Annotated in this window: 21 protein-coding genes; 12 read left to right on the top strand and 9 right to left on the bottom strand. The window is 56.3% G+C overall.

Annotated features, from left to right (window positions below):
* The first annotated feature begins 117 nt into the window (after positions 1-117).
* Entirely contained in the window at positions 118-702 is a 585-nt protein-coding gene (locus tag CWM58_RS12820) for a UbiX family flavin prenyltransferase (protein ID WP_061153775.1), read from the top strand.
* Positions 703-767: 65 nt separating this feature from the next.
* On the opposite strand, the gene CWM58_RS28570 is transcribed toward CWM58_RS12820, so the two are convergent.
* Entirely contained in the window at positions 768-929 is a 162-nt protein-coding gene (locus tag CWM58_RS28570; RefSeq protein WP_012540975.1) for a hypothetical protein, read from the bottom strand.
* A gap of 40 nt (positions 930-969) precedes the next feature.
* Here CWM58_RS28570 and argT point away from each other — a divergent pair, with 40 nt between their 5' ends.
* The 5 genes from argT (at position 970) to hisP (ending at position 5,049) form a co-directional block, all read left to right on the top strand.
* Positions 970-1,752, top strand: coding sequence for a lysine/arginine/ornithine ABC transporter substrate-binding protein ArgT (argT, locus tag CWM58_RS12815; protein WP_100681054.1), 783 nt, complete (start codon positions 970-972; stop codon positions 1,750-1,752).
* A 267-nt stretch (positions 1,753-2,019) separates the two neighbouring features.
* On the top strand, positions 2,020-2,802 hold the full coding sequence (gene hisJ / locus CWM58_RS12810) for a histidine ABC transporter substrate-binding protein HisJ (protein WP_100681053.1): 783 nt from the start codon (positions 2,020-2,022) through the stop codon (positions 2,800-2,802).
* A gap of 66 nt (positions 2,803-2,868) precedes the next feature.
* Complete coding sequence (locus CWM58_RS12805; RefSeq protein WP_061153777.1) at positions 2,869-3,555, top strand: histidine ABC transporter permease HisQ; 687 nt, start codon at positions 2,869-2,871, stop codon at positions 3,553-3,555.
* The gene (locus CWM58_RS12800) at positions 3,552-4,268 is read left to right on the top strand and encodes an ABC transporter permease (protein ID WP_061153778.1); all 717 of its coding nucleotides are present in this window, start codon (positions 3,552-3,554) and stop codon (positions 4,266-4,268) included. Before CWM58_RS12805 ends, CWM58_RS12800 begins: the two co-directional genes overlap by 4 nt.
* 7 nt (positions 4,269-4,275) lie before the next feature.
* The gene (gene hisP, locus CWM58_RS12795) at positions 4,276-5,049 is read left to right on the top strand and encodes a histidine ABC transporter ATP-binding protein HisP (RefSeq protein WP_008803931.1); all 774 of its coding nucleotides are present in this window, start codon (positions 4,276-4,278) and stop codon (positions 5,047-5,049) included.
* A gap of 5 nt (positions 5,050-5,054) precedes the next feature.
* On the opposite strand, the gene CWM58_RS12790 is transcribed toward hisP, so the two are convergent.
* From CWM58_RS12790 to yfcG, 6 genes are all read right to left on the bottom strand, one after another.
* A complete protein-coding gene (locus CWM58_RS12790) occupies positions 5,055-5,582 on the bottom strand; it encodes a GNAT family N-acetyltransferase (RefSeq protein ID WP_100681052.1) in 528 nt (175 codons plus the stop codon).
* A gap of 75 nt (positions 5,583-5,657) precedes the next feature.
* Entirely contained in the window at positions 5,658-6,212 is a 555-nt protein-coding gene (locus CWM58_RS12785) for a helix-turn-helix transcriptional regulator (protein WP_061153780.1), read from the bottom strand.
* Between the two features lie 3 nt (positions 6,213-6,215).
* Positions 6,216-6,476: a hypothetical protein gene (locus CWM58_RS12780; protein WP_074387936.1), complete on the bottom strand. Its 261-nt coding sequence runs from the start codon at positions 6,474-6,476 to the stop codon at positions 6,216-6,218.
* A 210-nt stretch (positions 6,477-6,686) separates the two neighbouring features.
* Positions 6,687-7,580: a TIGR01777 family oxidoreductase gene (locus tag CWM58_RS12775; protein WP_061153782.1), complete on the bottom strand. Its 894-nt coding sequence runs from the start codon at positions 7,578-7,580 to the stop codon at positions 6,687-6,689.
* Positions 7,581-7,598: 18 nt separating this feature from the next.
* Entirely contained in the window at positions 7,599-7,961 is a 363-nt protein-coding gene (gene folX / locus CWM58_RS12770) for a dihydroneopterin triphosphate 2'-epimerase (RefSeq protein ID WP_002913200.1), read from the bottom strand.
* 65 nt (positions 7,962-8,026) lie between these two features.
* Positions 8,027-8,656 (bottom strand): GSH-dependent disulfide bond oxidoreductase, encoded by a 630-nt coding sequence (gene yfcG / locus CWM58_RS12765; protein WP_100681051.1) that lies wholly within the window; start codon positions 8,654-8,656, stop codon positions 8,027-8,029.
* 190 nt (positions 8,657-8,846) lie between these two features.
* On the opposite strand from yfcG, the gene yfcF reads away from it, so the two are divergent.
* From yfcF to yfcD, 3 genes are read left to right on the top strand one after another with little or no spacing between them, the layout of a single operon-like run.
* Positions 8,847-9,491 carry a glutathione transferase gene (yfcF, locus tag CWM58_RS12760; protein WP_061153784.1) on the top strand — a complete coding sequence of 215 codons (645 nt, stop codon included), beginning with the start codon at positions 8,847-8,849 and terminating at the stop codon, positions 9,489-9,491.
* A gap of 56 nt (positions 9,492-9,547) precedes the next feature.
* The gene (gene yfcE, locus CWM58_RS12755; protein ID WP_061153785.1) at positions 9,548-10,099 is read left to right on the top strand and encodes a phosphodiesterase; all 552 of its coding nucleotides are present in this window, start codon (positions 9,548-9,550) and stop codon (positions 10,097-10,099) included.
* 57 nt (positions 10,100-10,156) lie between these two features.
* A complete protein-coding gene (gene yfcD / locus CWM58_RS12750) occupies positions 10,157-10,702 on the top strand; it encodes an NUDIX hydrolase YfcD (RefSeq protein WP_012540981.1) in 546 nt (181 codons plus the stop codon).
* A 90-nt stretch (positions 10,703-10,792) separates the two neighbouring features.
* On the opposite strand, the gene pta is transcribed toward yfcD, so the two are convergent.
* Both pta and ackA read right to left on the bottom strand, forming a co-directional pair.
* Entirely contained in the window at positions 10,793-12,940 is a 2,148-nt protein-coding gene (gene pta / locus CWM58_RS12745) for a phosphate acetyltransferase (RefSeq protein WP_061153786.1), read from the bottom strand.
* 200 nt (positions 12,941-13,140) lie between these two features.
* A complete protein-coding gene (ackA, locus tag CWM58_RS12740; RefSeq protein WP_061153787.1) occupies positions 13,141-14,343 on the bottom strand; it encodes an acetate kinase in 1,203 nt (400 codons plus the stop codon).
* A 338-nt stretch (positions 14,344-14,681) separates the two neighbouring features.
* On the opposite strand from ackA, the gene yfbV reads away from it, so the two are divergent.
* From yfbV to CWM58_RS12725, 3 genes are all read left to right on the top strand, one after another.
* Positions 14,682-15,137 carry a terminus macrodomain insulation protein YfbV gene (gene yfbV / locus CWM58_RS12735; protein ID WP_061153788.1) on the top strand — a complete coding sequence of 152 codons (456 nt, stop codon included), beginning with the start codon at positions 14,682-14,684 and terminating at the stop codon, positions 15,135-15,137.
* An 87-nt stretch (positions 15,138-15,224) separates the two neighbouring features.
* A complete protein-coding gene (locus CWM58_RS12730; RefSeq protein ID WP_012540982.1) occupies positions 15,225-15,719 on the top strand; it encodes a YfbU family protein in 495 nt (164 codons plus the stop codon).
* 11 nt (positions 15,720-15,730) lie between these two features.
* Positions 15,731-16,390: a sugar phosphatase gene (locus tag CWM58_RS12725; RefSeq protein WP_100681050.1), complete on the top strand. Its 660-nt coding sequence runs from the start codon at positions 15,731-15,733 to the stop codon at positions 16,388-16,390.
* Positions 16,391-16,393: the final 3 nt, after the last annotated feature.

Genomic DNA, 16,393 nt, shown 5'->3' with positions numbered 1-16,393 from the left:
CCTGCCGTTCCTGAGGGACGGCGGGCCTTTTTTTATCCCATTGGCGGTGCCTCAATGGTTGCGCCAGAGGCTATAATCCGGCAAAGTCTGCGGCACACGCGCAAGGGGTAACAGAACGTGAAACGACTGATTATTGGCATTTCTGGCGCCAGCGGCGCTATCTATGGCGTGCGGATGCTGCAGGTGCTGCGGGGTGTGCCGGAGATTGAAACCCATCTGATCCTCAGCCAGGCGGCGCGGCAAACGCTGGCCCTCGAGACCGACTTCAGCGTGCGCGACGTGCAGGCGCTGGCCGATGTGGTGCATGACGCCCGCGATATCGCCGCCAGTATCTCTTCCGGTTCGTTTAAAACCGCCGGGATGGTGATTTTACCCTGCTCAATGAAAACGCTCTCTGGCATTGTCCATAGCTATACGGATGGCCTGCTGACGCGGGCGGCCGATGTCGTGCTGAAGGAGCGTCGTCCGCTGGTGCTCTGCGTGCGGGAAACGCCGTTCCATCTCGGCCATCTGCGATTGCTGGTTCAGGCCGCGGAGCTCGGGGCGGTCATTATGCCACCGGTGCCGGCCTTTTATCACCGGCCGCAAAGCCTGGATGATGTCATCAACCAGACTGTCAATCGGGTGCTCGATCAGTTCGATATTAGCCTGTCTCAAGACCTGTTTACCCGCTGGCAGGGGGCACAGGATTGCACTAAATAAGTGCATTCAATGTACGCTTGCGCCGCGGTGGTGCAAATTTGTCGTCCCGATCAAATCCTCGACATTTATTTCGTCTTTTTGCGCTGAGGCACTGCGGTTTCGCCAGTAATGCTGGTATCTTCCCTTCCAAGACAATCCTGCAACTTTATTTTAACAAATTTAACCCTGTTCCCGGCACGCACCGGGAAGATGGCACAAAAACTGCAGGATTGATCGGCAATCACCATAACAAGCAACGCACCACATCACGACACTTAAGGGTACTGTATGAAGAAGACGATTCTGGCTCTCTCTTTACTCGTGGGAATGAGCAGCACGGCGAGCGTGTTTGCTGCTCTGCCGCAGAGCATTCGCATTGGCACTGACGCGACCTATGCGCCATTTTCGTCGAAAGACGCAAAAGGGGACTTTGTGGGTTTTGATATCGATTTAGGCAATGAGCTGTGCTCCCGAATTAAGGTGAAATGTACCTGGGTCGGCAGTGATTTTGACTCCCTGATCCCCTCCCTCAAAGCGAAGAAAATTGACGCCATTATCTCTTCGCTCTCCATCACCGAGAAGCGTCAGCAAGAGATCGCCTTCTCTGACAAGCTTTATGCCGCTGACTCGCGTCTGATCGCCGCCAAAGGGTCGCCGATCCAGCCGACGCTGGAGGCGCTGAAAGGCAAGCACGTCGGGGTGCTGCAAGGTTCTACTCAGGAAGCCTATGCCAACGACCGCTGGCGCAGCCAGGGCGTTGACGTGGTGGCCTACCAGAACCAGGATCTGATCTATTCAGACCTCGCTGCTGGCCGTCTGGATGCGGCGCTGCAGGATGAAGTCGCCGCCAGCGAAGGCTTCCTGAAACAGCCTGCCGGGAAAGATTTCGCCTTCGCCGGCCCGGCGGTGAAAGATAAAAAGTACTTTGGCGATGGTACCGGTATCGGTCTGCGTAAGGCCGACGTCGAACTGAAAGCCGCGTTTGATAAAGCGCTGGGCGAGATACGTAAAGACGGCACCTACGACAAAATGGCGAAGAAATACTTCGATTTTAACGTTTACGGCGACTAAGACTGCTGCAGGCCCGCACGATAGTGTGGGCCTGATGCCATACTCGTGATCCTGCCCCAGAACGGTGCAACAAAAAACGCTGTGGATCATTTCAGTGCAAAAGCAGCCAGTTTTTTGGCTAAAAAATGCATAGTTAAGCGTTTCTGATGCAAAAAATCGGCCTTTCTGGTGCATAAATCTTTGCCCTCAAGGGGCGAATAATGGCACGATAACTGGCGTAAATAGTTCTAATAAACCCGTTAGAATGACAGTCTGTCGAGGATAGTTATGAAAAAACTGGCGTTGTCTCTCTCTTTAGCGCTGGCCCTTTCCAGCGTTTCCACGGTCTTTGCCGCCATTCCGCAAAAAATTCGTATTGGCACCGATCCGACTTATGCCCCCTTCGAATCGAAGAATGCGCAGGGGGAATTGGTGGGTTTTGATATCGATCTGGCAAAAGAGCTGTGTAAGCGTATTAATACCCAATGTACCTTTGTTGAAAACCCGCTGGATGCACTGATCCCCTCCTTAAAAGCCAAGAAAATCGACGCGATTATGTCTTCGCTGTCGATTACCGAAAAGCGCCAGCAGGAAATTGCCTTCACCGACAAGCTGTACGCGGCAGATTCGCGTCTGGTGGTGAAAAAGGGCAGCCCGGTAACGCCGGATCTGGCCACGCTGAAAGGTAAGCGCGTGGGCGTGCTGCAGGGGACGACTCAGGAAACCTATGGTAATGAGCACTGGGCGCCGAAAGGTATCGAAATTGTCTCCTATCAGGGGCAGGACAATATCTATTCCGACCTGACCGCCGGCCGTATCGACGCCGCGTTCCAGGATGAGGTCGCGGCCAGTGAAGGGTTCCTGAAACAGCCTATTGGTAAAGATTACCAGTTTGGCGGACCATCGATTAAAGATGAGAAGCTGTTCGGCGTCGGCACCGGTATGGGGCTGCGTAAGGAAGACAACGAACTGCGTGAAGCGCTGAATAAGGCGTTTGCAGAGATGCGTAAGGACGGCACCTACGACAAACTGGCGAAAAGATACTTCGATTTTAACGTATACGGCGAATAATTCTCACGCCTCACCACTGCGCGTGCGTTTCACGCGCAGTGGTGAATGACAGACAGGGTAGGCAGCATGCTGTATGGGTTTTCACAGGTTATTTTGCAGGGTGCGCTCGTCACCCTGGAGCTTGCGCTGAGCTCGGTCGTTATTGCGATCCTGATCGGGCTGGCCGGCGCTGGCGCGAAGCTATCGAGCAATCGTCCTCTGGCGCTGGTGTTTGAAGGCTATACCACACTGATTCGCGGCGTCCCCGACCTGGTGCTGATGCTGCTGATTTTCTACGGCCTGCAGATTGCGCTAAACAGCGTCACTGATGCGCTGGGCATGACGCAGTTTGATATCGATCCGATGATCGCCGGGATTATCACCCTCGGCTTTATCTATGGCGCCTATTTTACGGAAACCTTCCGCGGCGCCTACCTTGCGGTGCCAAAGGGGCATATCGAAGCGGCTACCGCCTTCGGCTTTAGCGGCGGGCAGACGTTCCGGCGTATTCTGTTCCCGGCGATGATGCGCTACGCGCTGCCGGGGATCGGCAACAACTGGCAGGTTATCCTCAAGGCAACGGCGCTGGTCTCGCTGCTGGGTCTGGAGGATGTGGTCAAAGCCACGCAGCTGGCCGGGAAAAGCACCTGGCAGCCGTTCTACTTCGCCATCGTCTGCGGCCTGATTTATCTGGTGTTTACCACCCTTTCTAATGGCGTACTGCTGCTGCTCGAACGCCGCTATACCGTTGGCGTGAAGAGGGCTGACCTGTGATTGAAATTATTCAGGAGTACTGGAAATCACTGCTGTGGACCGACGGCTATCGCTTTACCGGCGTGGCAATAACCTTATGGTTGCTGATCGCCTCGGTGGTGATGGGCGGCGTTATGGCGGTGTTTCTGGCGATCGGCCGCGTCTCAAGCAATAAATTTATCCAGTTCCCCATCTGGCTGTTCACTTACATCTTTCGCGGCACGCCGCTGTATGTGCAACTGCTGGTTTTTTACTCCGGCATGTATACCCTGGAAATCGTCAAAGGCACGGAGCTGCTGAACGCTTTTTTCCGTAGCGGGCTAAACTGCACAGTGCTGGCGTTAACCCTGAATACCTGCGCCTATACCACTGAAATTTTCGCTGGGGCGATCCGCTCAGTACCCGCCGGAGAAATTGAAGCGGCACGGGCCTACGGCTTCTCGTCCGTCAAACTGTACCGCTGCATTATTCTGCCTTCCGCGCTGCGCATTGCGCTACCGGCCTACAGTAACGAAGTGATCCTGATGCTGCACTCCACCGCGCTGGCGTTTACCGCTACGGTGCCGGATCTGCTGAAAATCGCCCGCGATATCAACTCCGCGACTTATCAGCCGTTCACTGCCTTTGGCATCGCCGCGGTGCTCTATTTAATTATCTCGTATGTGCTGATTAGCTTGTTCCGTAAAGCGGAAAAGCGCTGGTTGCAGCATATCAAACCTTCTTCGACGCATTGAGAACGCCATGTCCGACAATAAATTAAACGTTATCGATCTACACAAACGCTATGGAGAACACGAGGTGCTGAAGGGCGTCTCCCTGCAGGCGAAAGCCGGGGACGTGATCAGTATCATTGGTTCATCGGGTTCCGGGAAAAGCACCTTTTTGCGCTGCATTAACTTCCTCGAAAAACCGAGTGAGGGCACGATCGTCGTCAGTGGCCAGAATATTGGCCTGGTGCGGGATAAAGACGGCCAGCTGAAGGTGGCTGACAAGAACCAACTGCGTCTGCTGCGTACTCGCCTGACCATGGTGTTCCAGCATTTCAATCTGTGGAGCCATATGACGGTGCTGGAGAACGTCATGGAGGCGCCGATTCAGGTGCTGGGCTTAAGCAAACAAGAAGCGCGCGATCGCGCGGTAAAATACCTGGCCAAGGTCGGGATTGACGAACGTCAGCAGGCGAAATACCCGGTACATCTCTCCGGCGGCCAGCAGCAGCGTGTCTCTATTGCCCGCGCGCTGGCGATGGAGCCGGAAGTGCTGCTGTTTGATGAGCCGACGTCAGCGCTGGATCCGGAACTGGTGGGCGAAGTGTTGCGTATCATGCAGCAGCTGGCGGAAGAGGGAAAAACCATGGTGGTGGTGACCCACGAAATGGGCTTTGCCCGCCACGTCTCTTCGCATGTTATTTTCCTGCATCAGGGCAAAATTGAAGAAGAAGGGCATCCGGACGCGCTGTTTGGCGCGCCGAAAAGCCCGCGCCTGCAGCAGTTTCTGAAAGGTTCGCTGAAATAAATGCTTCACCCGGCGTCTGTGGGCGTCGGGTGAGATTCACGCTCCAGCCGATAGATCCAGTCATCGTAATCGACGCCGTTCAGATGATAGGCTTTCTCCAGCACCTGGGTGCGCACAAAGCCCTGTTTCTCCAGCAGACGCGATGAGCCACGATTTTCTCCCAGCACCCAGGCATTGATGGCCAGCACGCCCAGCGTGCTGAAACCATAATCGCAGAGCGCGCGCAGCGCTTCGCTGGCGTAGCCTTTTCCCTGGGCCTGCGGCAGCAGGGCGTAGCCGACGTCAGCCTCGTGCGGATTTTTCGGACTGATGCGTAGCCCAATATCGCCCAGTGCGTCGCCGCGTTTATCTCGCAAAACAAACACCCCGGGATCGGCACAGCGGCTGGCAAACACGCTGCGCAGCGCCGTCTCGCTTAACACTTCCCCCATGAAACGCATCACCTGCGGATCCTGACGCAGGCGCAGAAAAAAGGGCCAGTCGGCGGCAACAAAGCGGGTAAGCGAAAGGCGCGGCGTGGTTATTGTCGTCATAAAGCAGTCAATACGGAGAAAGGAAGGTCCACCTTACCACTTTGCTTCTTCTGATTACACCGGCGAACCGGCCAGTCAGCGGCCGGCTGGCGATGAACTCAGGAGTTTCAGATGTCCCTGTACGCGCTGGTTGTCCGGGATACTACGAAGCTGCAGCGCCAGGTTGAGGCTATCCAGGAGTTGAGCATGAGCCACCAGCGTAGAATCGGCGGCGAGGCGCTTCTCCGCGACCAGCCAGTCAACGACGGTTTTCCAGCGCCATAGCGGGGAGTTGCCTGTAACCCGCTGGACCGGCCCGGGAAAACGCCCACTACCGCGAGTGCCTTCTTTTAGCATGGCGATAGCCTGGCGGGAGACGCCAGTGAGTTCGGCGATATCGCTCAGCCCCACCAGCGTTGAATCTACCGATTCCACACGGACCTGGGGCAGCGCGGCGGATTCAACGTCGCGGATTGCGGACAGTACCGCCTGCTCGAGAGATTCGCTATCGCGATCAAATTCCAGGTAGACCGCAGTGCCGTAGAAGCAGATCAGCGCATCGCTACAGCCTGCGGCAAAGAGCGCATCTTCCAGTCCTGGCGTCTGGCTGGTGACGCCGGAAAGCGTCAGCGTAAAATTAAAAAGCGGCATCGTTTAGCGTTCCTTATGCGTGTGCGTGATACGGTCCGTCGCTGAAAGCGAGCAGCGTTCGATCATTCTGATGATCTGCCGGGCATGATTTTCAGGTGACGCAGGCGTCGACCATATGCTCATCATGTGCTGACGGTGTTCGGCTATCCCGCAAATCAGCCGCGCAAAGCAGTGGCTGCTTCTGCCCGCGGGTATCACTATCCAGCCCTCCGCCAACGCTCTGGCGATGGCGGCCCTGATATGTTTGTCCGGATGTTCCTTCATCGCGATGTCCTGCTCAGAATAAAAGGAGTGTTGACGGGCGTCAACATTTTTGGCGATAAAAGCATCGCCAGGACGTTATGGCAGAAGAAGTCATTTGACGTTGGAATACACTTCACAATCAACGCGGTGAAGGGAACAGAAGAAAAAAACGTTGCGAGGCAGTGTCCAGTTGGAGGGAATCAGGGGAGCCAATGCTCCCCCGTTTAGCCATTAGCTCAGCACATCCTTGAGCGCTTCGTCCAGATCGTACCAGCGGAAGGCGAAGCCAGCGGCTTCCAGACGCTTAGGCAGCGCGCGCTGGCCACCGAGCACCAGGACGGCGGATTCACCCATCAGCAGGCGGATAGCGGCGGCAGGAACGCGGAAAATGGCTGGTCGATTGAGCGCATGACCCAGCGCGTGGGCGAACTGTTCGTTATGCACCGGATAGGGAGAAACCATATTGAACGGGCCGCGTAAATCGTTATCCAGCAGCCACAGAATGCCGTTAACCATATCGTCGATATGGATCCAGGCCAGGTACTGTCTGCCGCTGCCGATGGGCCCGCCGAGGCCGAGCTTAAAGGCGGGCGTCATTTTGCCGAGAATACCACCCCGCGGGGCCAGTACCACACCGGTGCGCAGCAGGCAGACGCGGGTCTGTTCGCTTTGCGCTTCGCAGGCAATTTGTTCCCAGCGGGCGCAAAGCTTATGGGTAAACTCATTGTGCGGTGGCTCTTCTTCGGTCACCACCACCTCGCCGAGATCGCCATAGTAGCCGGTGGCGGAACCGCTGATCAGCACGGAGGGAGGCGTGTCGCTGGCGTGGATCAGGCCAACCAGCCGCTGAGTGAGATCCCAGCGGCTATGGCACAAGCGTTGTTTCTGCTCGGCTGTCCAGCGTTTATCAGCAATGGGCTCGCCTGCCAGATTGATGACGGCATCAATATCGTTGAGGTGGTGATGGCCTTCGAAATCGCGCCACAGCGTGACGCGCGGATCGAGGCGGGCGCGGGCGGTATCCGGATGCCGTGTGGATACCGTGACGCTATGCCCCAGCTCCAGCAACCGGGGTATCAGATGTCGGCCAATCAGGCCGGTGCCACCCGTAAGCAGGATCTTCATACCACCTCCCTGACATCGTTATCGCCGCCAGCTCATGGTCATCGACACCGAGTCGGCATAGCGCAGCGCATGAAGTTTATCGATCTCCACTTCAGCATATGTGACCCAGTGATGTTCGCATGCGATATTCAGCACATCCTGAGTTAATTTTTCCAGTAGCGAGAAACGGCCATTCTCAAGATGACTGATGATGCGCTTGGTAATGGTGCGGTAGTTCAGCGCATCATTGATGTCTTCGCTGTCGCGTGCCTTATCGGCGGGATAGTGAATCGCAACATTCACCACCACGTCCTGGCGGTTGGCGATCTCTTCCTCTTTAATTCCAATAAAAGTACGCAGGCGCAGGTTCTTAATACGAATAATGGCGTCTGGTTGAGACATTGCAGGCTTCCTCCGTGTTGTAAGTCCTGCAATCATACAACAAAGCGCGACGGGCGAGCAGGGGGTTAATAAGGCTGAATTTTTAGCATTGCTTCAATCGTCGCCGGCCGCTGCTTAATGCGCTCATACCAGTTATGTACCGCCGGATAGTTCGCCAGATCGATACGCTGTCGGACATGGCTGTTGACCCAGGGCCAGGCGGCAATATCGGCGATGCTGTAATGGTCGCCGCCAAGCCACGGACTGGCTTCAAGGCGGTGATTGAGAACCCTGTACAGTCGCTGGGTTTCCACCTGAAAACGTTCAATGGCGTAGGGCACTGTTTGCGGTGCCGAGTGGGTAAAATGCTGATTTTGCCCCAGCATCGGCCCAAGACCGGCGACCTGCCAGAATAGCCATTGCAGGGTGATATAGCGCGTCCGCAGTTCACCGCTCAGCAGTTTGCCGCTTTTCTCCGCCAGATAGAGCAGGATGGCACCGGATTCGAAGACGCTCAACGGCGCTCCACCATCGGCAGGCATGTGGTCGACAATCGCCGGGATTTTGTTATTCGGCGAAATCGCCAGAAACTGCGGATGAAACTGTTCCCCTTTGCCGATATCGACCCGGATTAGCCGATAGGCCAGCTGCGCCTCTTCGAGAAACAAGGTGATTTTGTGGCCGTTTGGGGTGGGTGCATAGTAGAGATCGATCATAATATTTCCCGCCGTCGTGGGTCGCAAACTGTTCGAGTATAGGTGAAGCTGCGCAACCCGGGAGGAAATCCGCGAGCGGCGCGTCGCTCTGGAGGCAGCCACTTGATGCTGACGCGCGGACGAGCAGTGACATCGCCGGCAAGCCAGGCTATGTTGGCTTATTGTCCTGTCTACCCCCCTTGAGGAAGCCATGAGCCAGCCAGTGATTACCCTGTGGTCCGATGCCGATTTTTTCTCACCGTATGTGATGTCTGTCTATGTCGCTCTGCAGGAAAAAAGCCTGCCTTTTAGCCTTAAAACCGTCGATCTGAACCGCGGCGAACATCTGCAGGCTGGCTGGACGGGCTATGCCGCCACCCGTCGCGTACCGCTGCTGGAGGTTGATGATTTCGCGCTGAGCGAGTCCTCGGCGATTACCGAGTATCTGGATGAGCGTTTCGCCCCGCCGGAGTGGGAGCGCATTTACCCGCATGACCTGCAAAAACGCGCCCGCGCCCGGCAGATCCAGGCGTGGCTGCGCAGCGATCTGGTGCCGATTCGTGAAGAGCGATCCACCGCCGTGGTGTTTGGCGGGGTGAAAATGCCGGCCCTCAGCGAGGCAGGCAAGCAATCTGCGGAAAAACTGTTTGCTACCGCCGCCACGCTACTGGCTCACGGCGGGCAAAATTTATTTGGCGAATGGTCTATTGCCGACGCCGACCTGGCGCTGATGCTCAATCGTCTGGTTCTCAATGGCGATGAGGTGCCGGAGGCGCTGGCCGATTATGCGACTTTCCAGTGGCAGCGGGCTTCAATCCAGCGTTACGTGGCGCTTTCCGCCAAACGCGCAGGCTGATCGCCCGCCGCGCTTCCGCTATCATAGTGGCATCGTAACCAGTGGAGATGGAATCTATGAAACTGATGTTTGCCTCCGATATTCATGGTTCGCTGCCCGCTACGGAACGCGTGCTTGAACGGTTCGCGCAAAGCGGCGCCAGGTGGCTTATTATTCTCGGCGATGTGCTCAATCACGGGCCACGCAATGCGCTGCCGGAAGGGTATGCGCCGGCGGAGGTGGCCGAGCGGCTTAACAGCGTGGCGGAGCGCATTATTGCCGTTCGCGGCAATTGCGACAGCGAAGTGGATCAGATGCTGCTTCGTTTTCCAATGACCGCGCCCTGGCAACAGGTGCTCAGCGAACGCTACCGCCTGTTTCTGACCCATGGCCATCTTTATAGCCCGGAAAATTTGCCGCCGCTGGACGCTGGTGATGTTCTGGCTTATGGCCATACTCATATTCCGGCCGCGGAAAAACGCGGTGCGATCTACCTGTTTAATCCTGGCTCAGTGAGTATCCCGAAAGGGGGATATTCCGCCAGCTATGGGTTGCTGGATGAGGGGCGTCTGCAGGTTTTAGCACTCAATGATAATCAGGTTATTGCAGAGGTCGCAATTTACCCGTAATTTAGCCCTCAATCATAAAGACGCGCCGCGAGAGCGCTTTCAAAGTAAGGTTTCCTGATGGCGGAACAGAATCATTTGGCAAGCACAGAATGGGTCGATATTGTTAATGAAAACAATGAGGTGATAGCACAATCCAGCCGCGAGCAGATGCGCGCGCAGTGCCTGCGTCACCGGGCGACCTATATCGTCGTTCACGACGGAATGGGAAAAATTCTGGTGCAGCGACGCACCGAGACAAAAGACTTTCATCCGGGCATGCTGGATGCGACCGCCGGCGGCGTCGTTCAGGCCGATGAGCAACTGCTGGAGTCTGCCCGTCGCGAGGCCGAAGAAGAGTTAGGCATCGCGGGAGTACCGTTTGCCGATCACGGTCAGTTTTATTACGAAGATAAGTTCTGTCGCGTCTGGGGAAGCCTGTTCAGCTGCGTCTCGCATGGGCCATTTGCGTTGCAGGAAGAAGAGGTCAGCGAGGTGTGTTGGTTAACGCCGGAAGAGATCACTGCCCGCTGCGATGAGTTCACGCCGGACTCGCTGAAAGCGCTGGCGCTGTGGATGACCCGTAACGCGGGTAATGAGTATGATGACGCGGAAGAGGGCGAGTAATTTCGCTATCCCGCAGCAGCAACAGCTGCTCGCCTCGTGATGAAAAAAGGCAGCCATCTGGCTGCCTTTTGCTTTTATCTCAGCGGGGAATTAATTCTGCTGCTGAGCTGACTGGATCGCGGTCAGAGCGATGGTATAGACGATATCGTCAACCAGCGCGCCACGAGACAGGTCGTTGACCGGCTTGCGCATACCCTGCAGCATCGGCCCGATGGAGATCAGGTCGGCAGAGCGCTGTACCGCTTTGTACGTGGTGTTACCGGTGTTCAGATCCGGGAAGATGAACACGGTCGCGCGGCCAGCAACCGGCGAATTCGGCGCTTTGGATTTCGCCACGTCAGCCATGACGGCGGCGTCGTACTGCAGCGGGCCATCGATCATCAGGTCAGGACGTTTTTCCTGCGCCAGACGGGTCGCTTCGCGGACTTTCTCAACATCACTACCCGCGCCGGAGGTACCGGTGGAGTAGGAGAGCATCGCTACGCGCGGTTCGATCCCGAAGGCAATCGCGGAGTCAGCGGACTGAATGGCGATTTCCGCCAGCTGTTCTGCCGTCGGATCCGGGTTGATCGCGCAGTCGCCGTAGACATAAACCTGTTCCGGCAGCAGCATGAAGAATACGGAAGAGACCAGCGAGCTGCCCGGTGCGGTTTTGATCAGCTGCAGCGGCGGACGAATGGTGTTGGCGGTAGTGTGAACCGCGCCGGACACCAGGCCGTCGACTTCGTCTTGTTCCAGCATCAGGGTGCCGAGAACCACGTTGTCTTCCAGCTGCTCGCGAGCGACTGCTTCGGTCATGCCCTTGCTCTTACGCAGTTCGACCAGGCGAGCCACGTAGCTTTCGCGAACCACTTCCGGGTCGACGATTTCGATACCCGCGCCCAGCTCAACGCCCTGCGCTGCGGCAACGCGGTTGATCTCATCCGGGTTACCCAGCAGCACACAGGTGGCGATGCCGCGTTCCGCACAGATAGCGGCGGCTTTCACCGTACGCGGTTCGTCGCCTTCCGGCAGGACAACGCGTTTGCCGGCTTTGCGCGCCAGCTCGGTCAGCTGGTAGCGGAAGGCTGGCGGGGAGAGACGACGGCTGCGCTCGGAGGTCGCGGTCAGCGATTCGATCCAGTCGGCGTTGATGTAGTTGGCCACGTATTCCTGAACTTTCTCGATGCGCTCGTGATCGTCAACCGGTACTTCGAGGTTGAAGCTCTGCAGGCTCAGGGAGGTCTGCCAGGTATTGGTATTGACCATAAACACCGGCAGGCCGGTGGCGAAGGCACGTTCGCACAGCTTGCTGATGCGCGCGTCCATTTCATAGCCGCCGGTCAGCAGGATGGCGCCGATTTCCACGCCGTTCATCGCGGCCAGGCAGGCCGCGACCAGCACGTCAGGACGGTCTGCCGAGGTGACCAGCAGAGAGCCTGCGCGGAAGTGCTCCAGCATGTGCGGGATGCTGCGCGCACAGAAGGTCACGGATTTCACGCGACGGGTGTTGATGTCGCCTTCGTTAATGATGGTGGCATTCAGGTGATGCGCCATGTCGATCGCGCGGGTGGCGATCAGATCGAAGCTCCACGGCACCGCGCCCAGCACTGGCAGGGAGCTGCCTTTCTGCAGCTGAGCCGGATCGATCTTCACGACTTTCGCTTTCGACGAGTCGTCGAAGATTTCGGACAGGTCAGGACGGGTACGGCCCTGCTCGTCGACCGGTGCATTCAGTTTGTTGACGATAACGCCGGTAATGCTGGTGTTTTTCGCGCCGCCAAAGCTGTTGCGGGTCAGTTCAATACGCTCGTTCAGCTGTTCTGGCGTATCGGTGCCCTGCGACATCACGAAGACGATCTCCGCGTTCAGCGTTTTGGCGATTTCAAAGTTCAGCGCCTGGGCGAACTGATGCTTACGGGTCGGCACCAGACCTTCCACCAGTACCACTTCCGCGTCCTGGGTGTTCGCGTGATAGTTGGCGATGATCTCTTCCATCAGCACATCTTTCTGATTGCTGGAGAGCAGAGATTCAACGTGGCTCATCTTCAGCGGTTCAGCGGCGGTGGTGGTGGAGGAGCTGGCACGAACGATGGTGGTGGTCTGGTCTGGCGCATCGCCACCGGAACGCGGCTGAGCGATAGGTTTAAAGACGCTCAGACGAACGCCTTTGCGTTCCATAGCACGGATCACACCGAGGCTGACGCTGGTCAGGCCTACGCTGGTACCGGTAGGAATTAACATGATAGTACGGGACACGGTATATCCTCTTTCGTTACCGCCAGTATCAGGCGGGATACAAAACAGCACCACCAGCTACCCGTCATACTTCAAGTTGCATGCGCGTTGGCTCTACTTGCTCACCCCGGTCGCGTACGCTGTGTACGTGACCGGGGATTTGCTGCGTCGCCGCCTTCCTGCAGCTCGAATTATTGAAGGTTATGGCTGGCGGTGTGGAATTAAGCGGTCAGACGGCTGGCGTCTTGCGCGATGACCAGTTCTTCGTTGGTCGGGATAACCACGGCAGGACGGGTGCCTTCTTTGTTGATGAAACCAGACTTGCCGAAACGGGCAGCCAGGTTACGTTCGTGGTCAACTTCGAAGCCCAGTACGCCCAGTTTGCCCAGCGACAGTTCACGCACCATCGCGGCGTTTTCACCGATACCACCGGTGAAGATAACGGCGTCGAGACGGCCGTCCATCAGCGCGGTGTAGGAGCCGATGTATTTCGCCAGACGGTGGCAGTAAACGTCCATTGCACGCTTAGCATCCGCTTTTTCCTGGTAGTTGTCTTCCACGTAGCGGCAGTCGCTGGTGACTTCGGTCAGACCCAGCAGGCCAGACTCTTTGGTCAGCATTTTGTTGATCGCGTCAACGCTCATGCCCAGGGTGTCGTGCAGATGGAAGATGATAGCCGGGTCGATGTCGCCTGAGCGAGTACCCATCACCAGACCTTCCAGCGGCGTCAGACCCATGGAGGTATCAACGCATTTACCGTTACGGATAGCGGAAACAGAACCACCATTGCCGAGGTGGCAGGTGATGATGTTCAGTTCTTCCACTGGCTTGTTCAGGATCTTAGCGGCTTCCTGAGTTACATAGAAATGGCTGGTGCCGTGCGCGCCGTAACGACGAACGCCGTGATCTTTATACAGGCTGTACGGCAGGGCGTAGAGGTAGGATTCTTCCGGCATGGTCTGGTGGAATGCCGTATCGAATACTGCCACGTTTTTGTCTTTCAGGTGCGGGAAGGATTTCAGCGCTTCAGCGATGCCGATCAGGTGTGCCGGGTTATGCAGCGGTGCGAAGGACGCAGCGTCTTTAATACCCTGAATCACAGATTCGTCGATCACCACGGAGCTGGTGTATTTTTCACCGCCGTGTACGATACGGTGGCCGATTGCGGTCAGCTGAGCAGACAGTTCTGGTTTTTGTGCCAGAATAGTGTTAACGATAAAGTTCAGTGCTTCACTGTGCGCGGCACCGGCGCCTAATTCAGCTTCTTGTTTGCCGCCGTCAATTTTCCATTTGATACGGGCTTCCGGCAGGTGGAAGCATTCCGCTAAACCGGACAGATATTCGTCACCGTTAACGGCATCAAGGATAGCAAATTTCAGAGAGGAGCTACCGCAGTTCAGAACCAGTACTAACTTACTCGACATGGAAGTACCTTTTTATGATACGTGGCTAAAAAAACGTCAGTGTGTCATTAGCGTAGCGCAGGATGACCTCGACATTTATGATTAACATCATGCCTTGTTCTGTTTTCGGGCACGATGAGAGAAGTACATTTGATTTTATGCCATTTTGCATAATTTTCAGCCAATGGCAGAATATGCGATAATTTGACTAGCCTGGCAAAAGAGTCTATCCGCCCTTTCAGGCGGGCACAGGATACCTGATTGCGGCATCCTTTGCCAAAATCTTTTGAACGTTGTCATGCATAGTTGGTGTTTTGCACGAATTTTTTAAGTTTTATATGTAAAGTTGAGGTAAAGCCATGTCGACCCCTGAGAAACGCCCCGTTAGCTTCTTTCGCTTGTTCAACCGCGGGCAGCATTACGCAAAGACCTGGCCTCTCGACAAGCGCCTCGCGCCGGTGTTTATCGAAAACCGCATTATTCGTGCCACCCGCTATGCGACCCGCATCATGCCGCCGATCGCCATTTTTACGCTGTGCTGGCAGATAGCTCTGGGGGGCCAGCTGGGTCCTGCGGTCGCCACCGCGCTATTTGCGCTGAGCCTGCCGATGCAGGGACTATGGTGGTTGGGTAAGCGTTCGGTCACGCCGTTGCCACCCTCCATTCTTAACTGGTTCTACGAAGTGCGCGGCAAACTGCAGGAGGCGGGACAGGCGCTGGCGCCGGTCGAAGGCAAGCCCGATTATCAGGCGCTGGCTGACACGCTTAAGCGCGCCTTCAAACAACTGGATAAAACTTTCCTTGATGATTTGTAATTCACTACGGAAAACGCATATAAAAGAAGGCGCATGATTTATGCGCCTTCTTTATTTCACGCCCTACCGTGCTACAGGAGTCACAACATGGAAATGACCAATGCGCAGCGTCTGATTTTATCCAATCAGTACAAAATGATGACGATGCTCGACCCGGACAATGCGGAACGCTACCGTCGTCTGCAAACCATCATTGAGCGTGGGTATGGGTTGCAGATGCGCGAACTGGACCGCGAGTTTGGCCAGCTGACGGAAGAAACCTGCCGTACCGTTATCGATATCATGGAGATGTACCACGCGCTACACGTCTCCTGGACCAACCTGAAAGACGCGGCGGGTATCGATGAGCGTCGCGTCACTTTCCTTGGCTTTGATGCCGCCACCGAAGCGCGTTTTCTCGGCTATGTTCGCTTTATGGTCAATATTGAAGGCCGCTACAGCCATTTTGACGCCGGCACTCATGGCTTTAACTCGCAGACCCCGATGTGGGAGAAATATCAGCGGATGCTGAGCGTCTGGCACGCCTGTCCGCGCCAGTATCACCTGAGCAGTAATGAAATTAACCAAATTATCAATGCCTGAGGGAGGTGCCCGTGCAGTGTAAAGGTTTCCTGTTCGATTTAGACGGGACGCTGGTGGATTCCTTGCCGGTGGTGGAGCGTTCATGGTGTAAGTGGGGCGATCGTTTCGCCATTGACCCTGATGAAATTCTCAGTTTTATTCACGGCAAGCAGGCCATTACCTCTATTCGCCATTTCATGCCGGGTCGCAGCGAGGAGGATATCCAGGCCGAATTCCGCTTCCTCGAGCAGATTGAAGCCACTGATATCGAGGGCATTGTCGCTCTGCCGGGGGCGTTAACCCTGCTGAATACCCTCAATGAGACCGGGATCCCATGGGCGATTGTGACTTCCGGGTCAGTGCCGGTGGCCCATGCGCGTCATCGCGCGGCGGGCCTGCCGATGCCGGAGGTCTTCATCACCGCTGAGCAGGTGAAACACGGGAAACCGGCGCCGGATGCCTATCTGCTTGGCGCCGAGCGGCTGGGGCTGCCGGCTGACCAGTGCGCGGTGGTAGAAGATGCGCCGGCGGGGCTGCTGTCCGGCCTGGCGGCGGGGTGTCGCACCATCGCGGTCAACGTGCCTGCCGATGCCCCTCGACTGGATGAAGCCGACCTCGTGCTGAGCAGCCTGGACGATCTGGTGGTCGAACGCCAGGCGGACGGCTATGTTAATGTACGTCTTAAAGCGTAAACG

The organism is Klebsiella sp. H-Nf2, from assembly GCF_002806645.1.
Taxonomy (GTDB): domain Bacteria; phylum Pseudomonadota; class Gammaproteobacteria; order Enterobacterales; family Enterobacteriaceae; genus Klebsiella; species Klebsiella variicola.
Note: the sequence above shows the minus strand (reverse complement) of the source record. Positions and strands in the feature narration are given on the sequence as shown.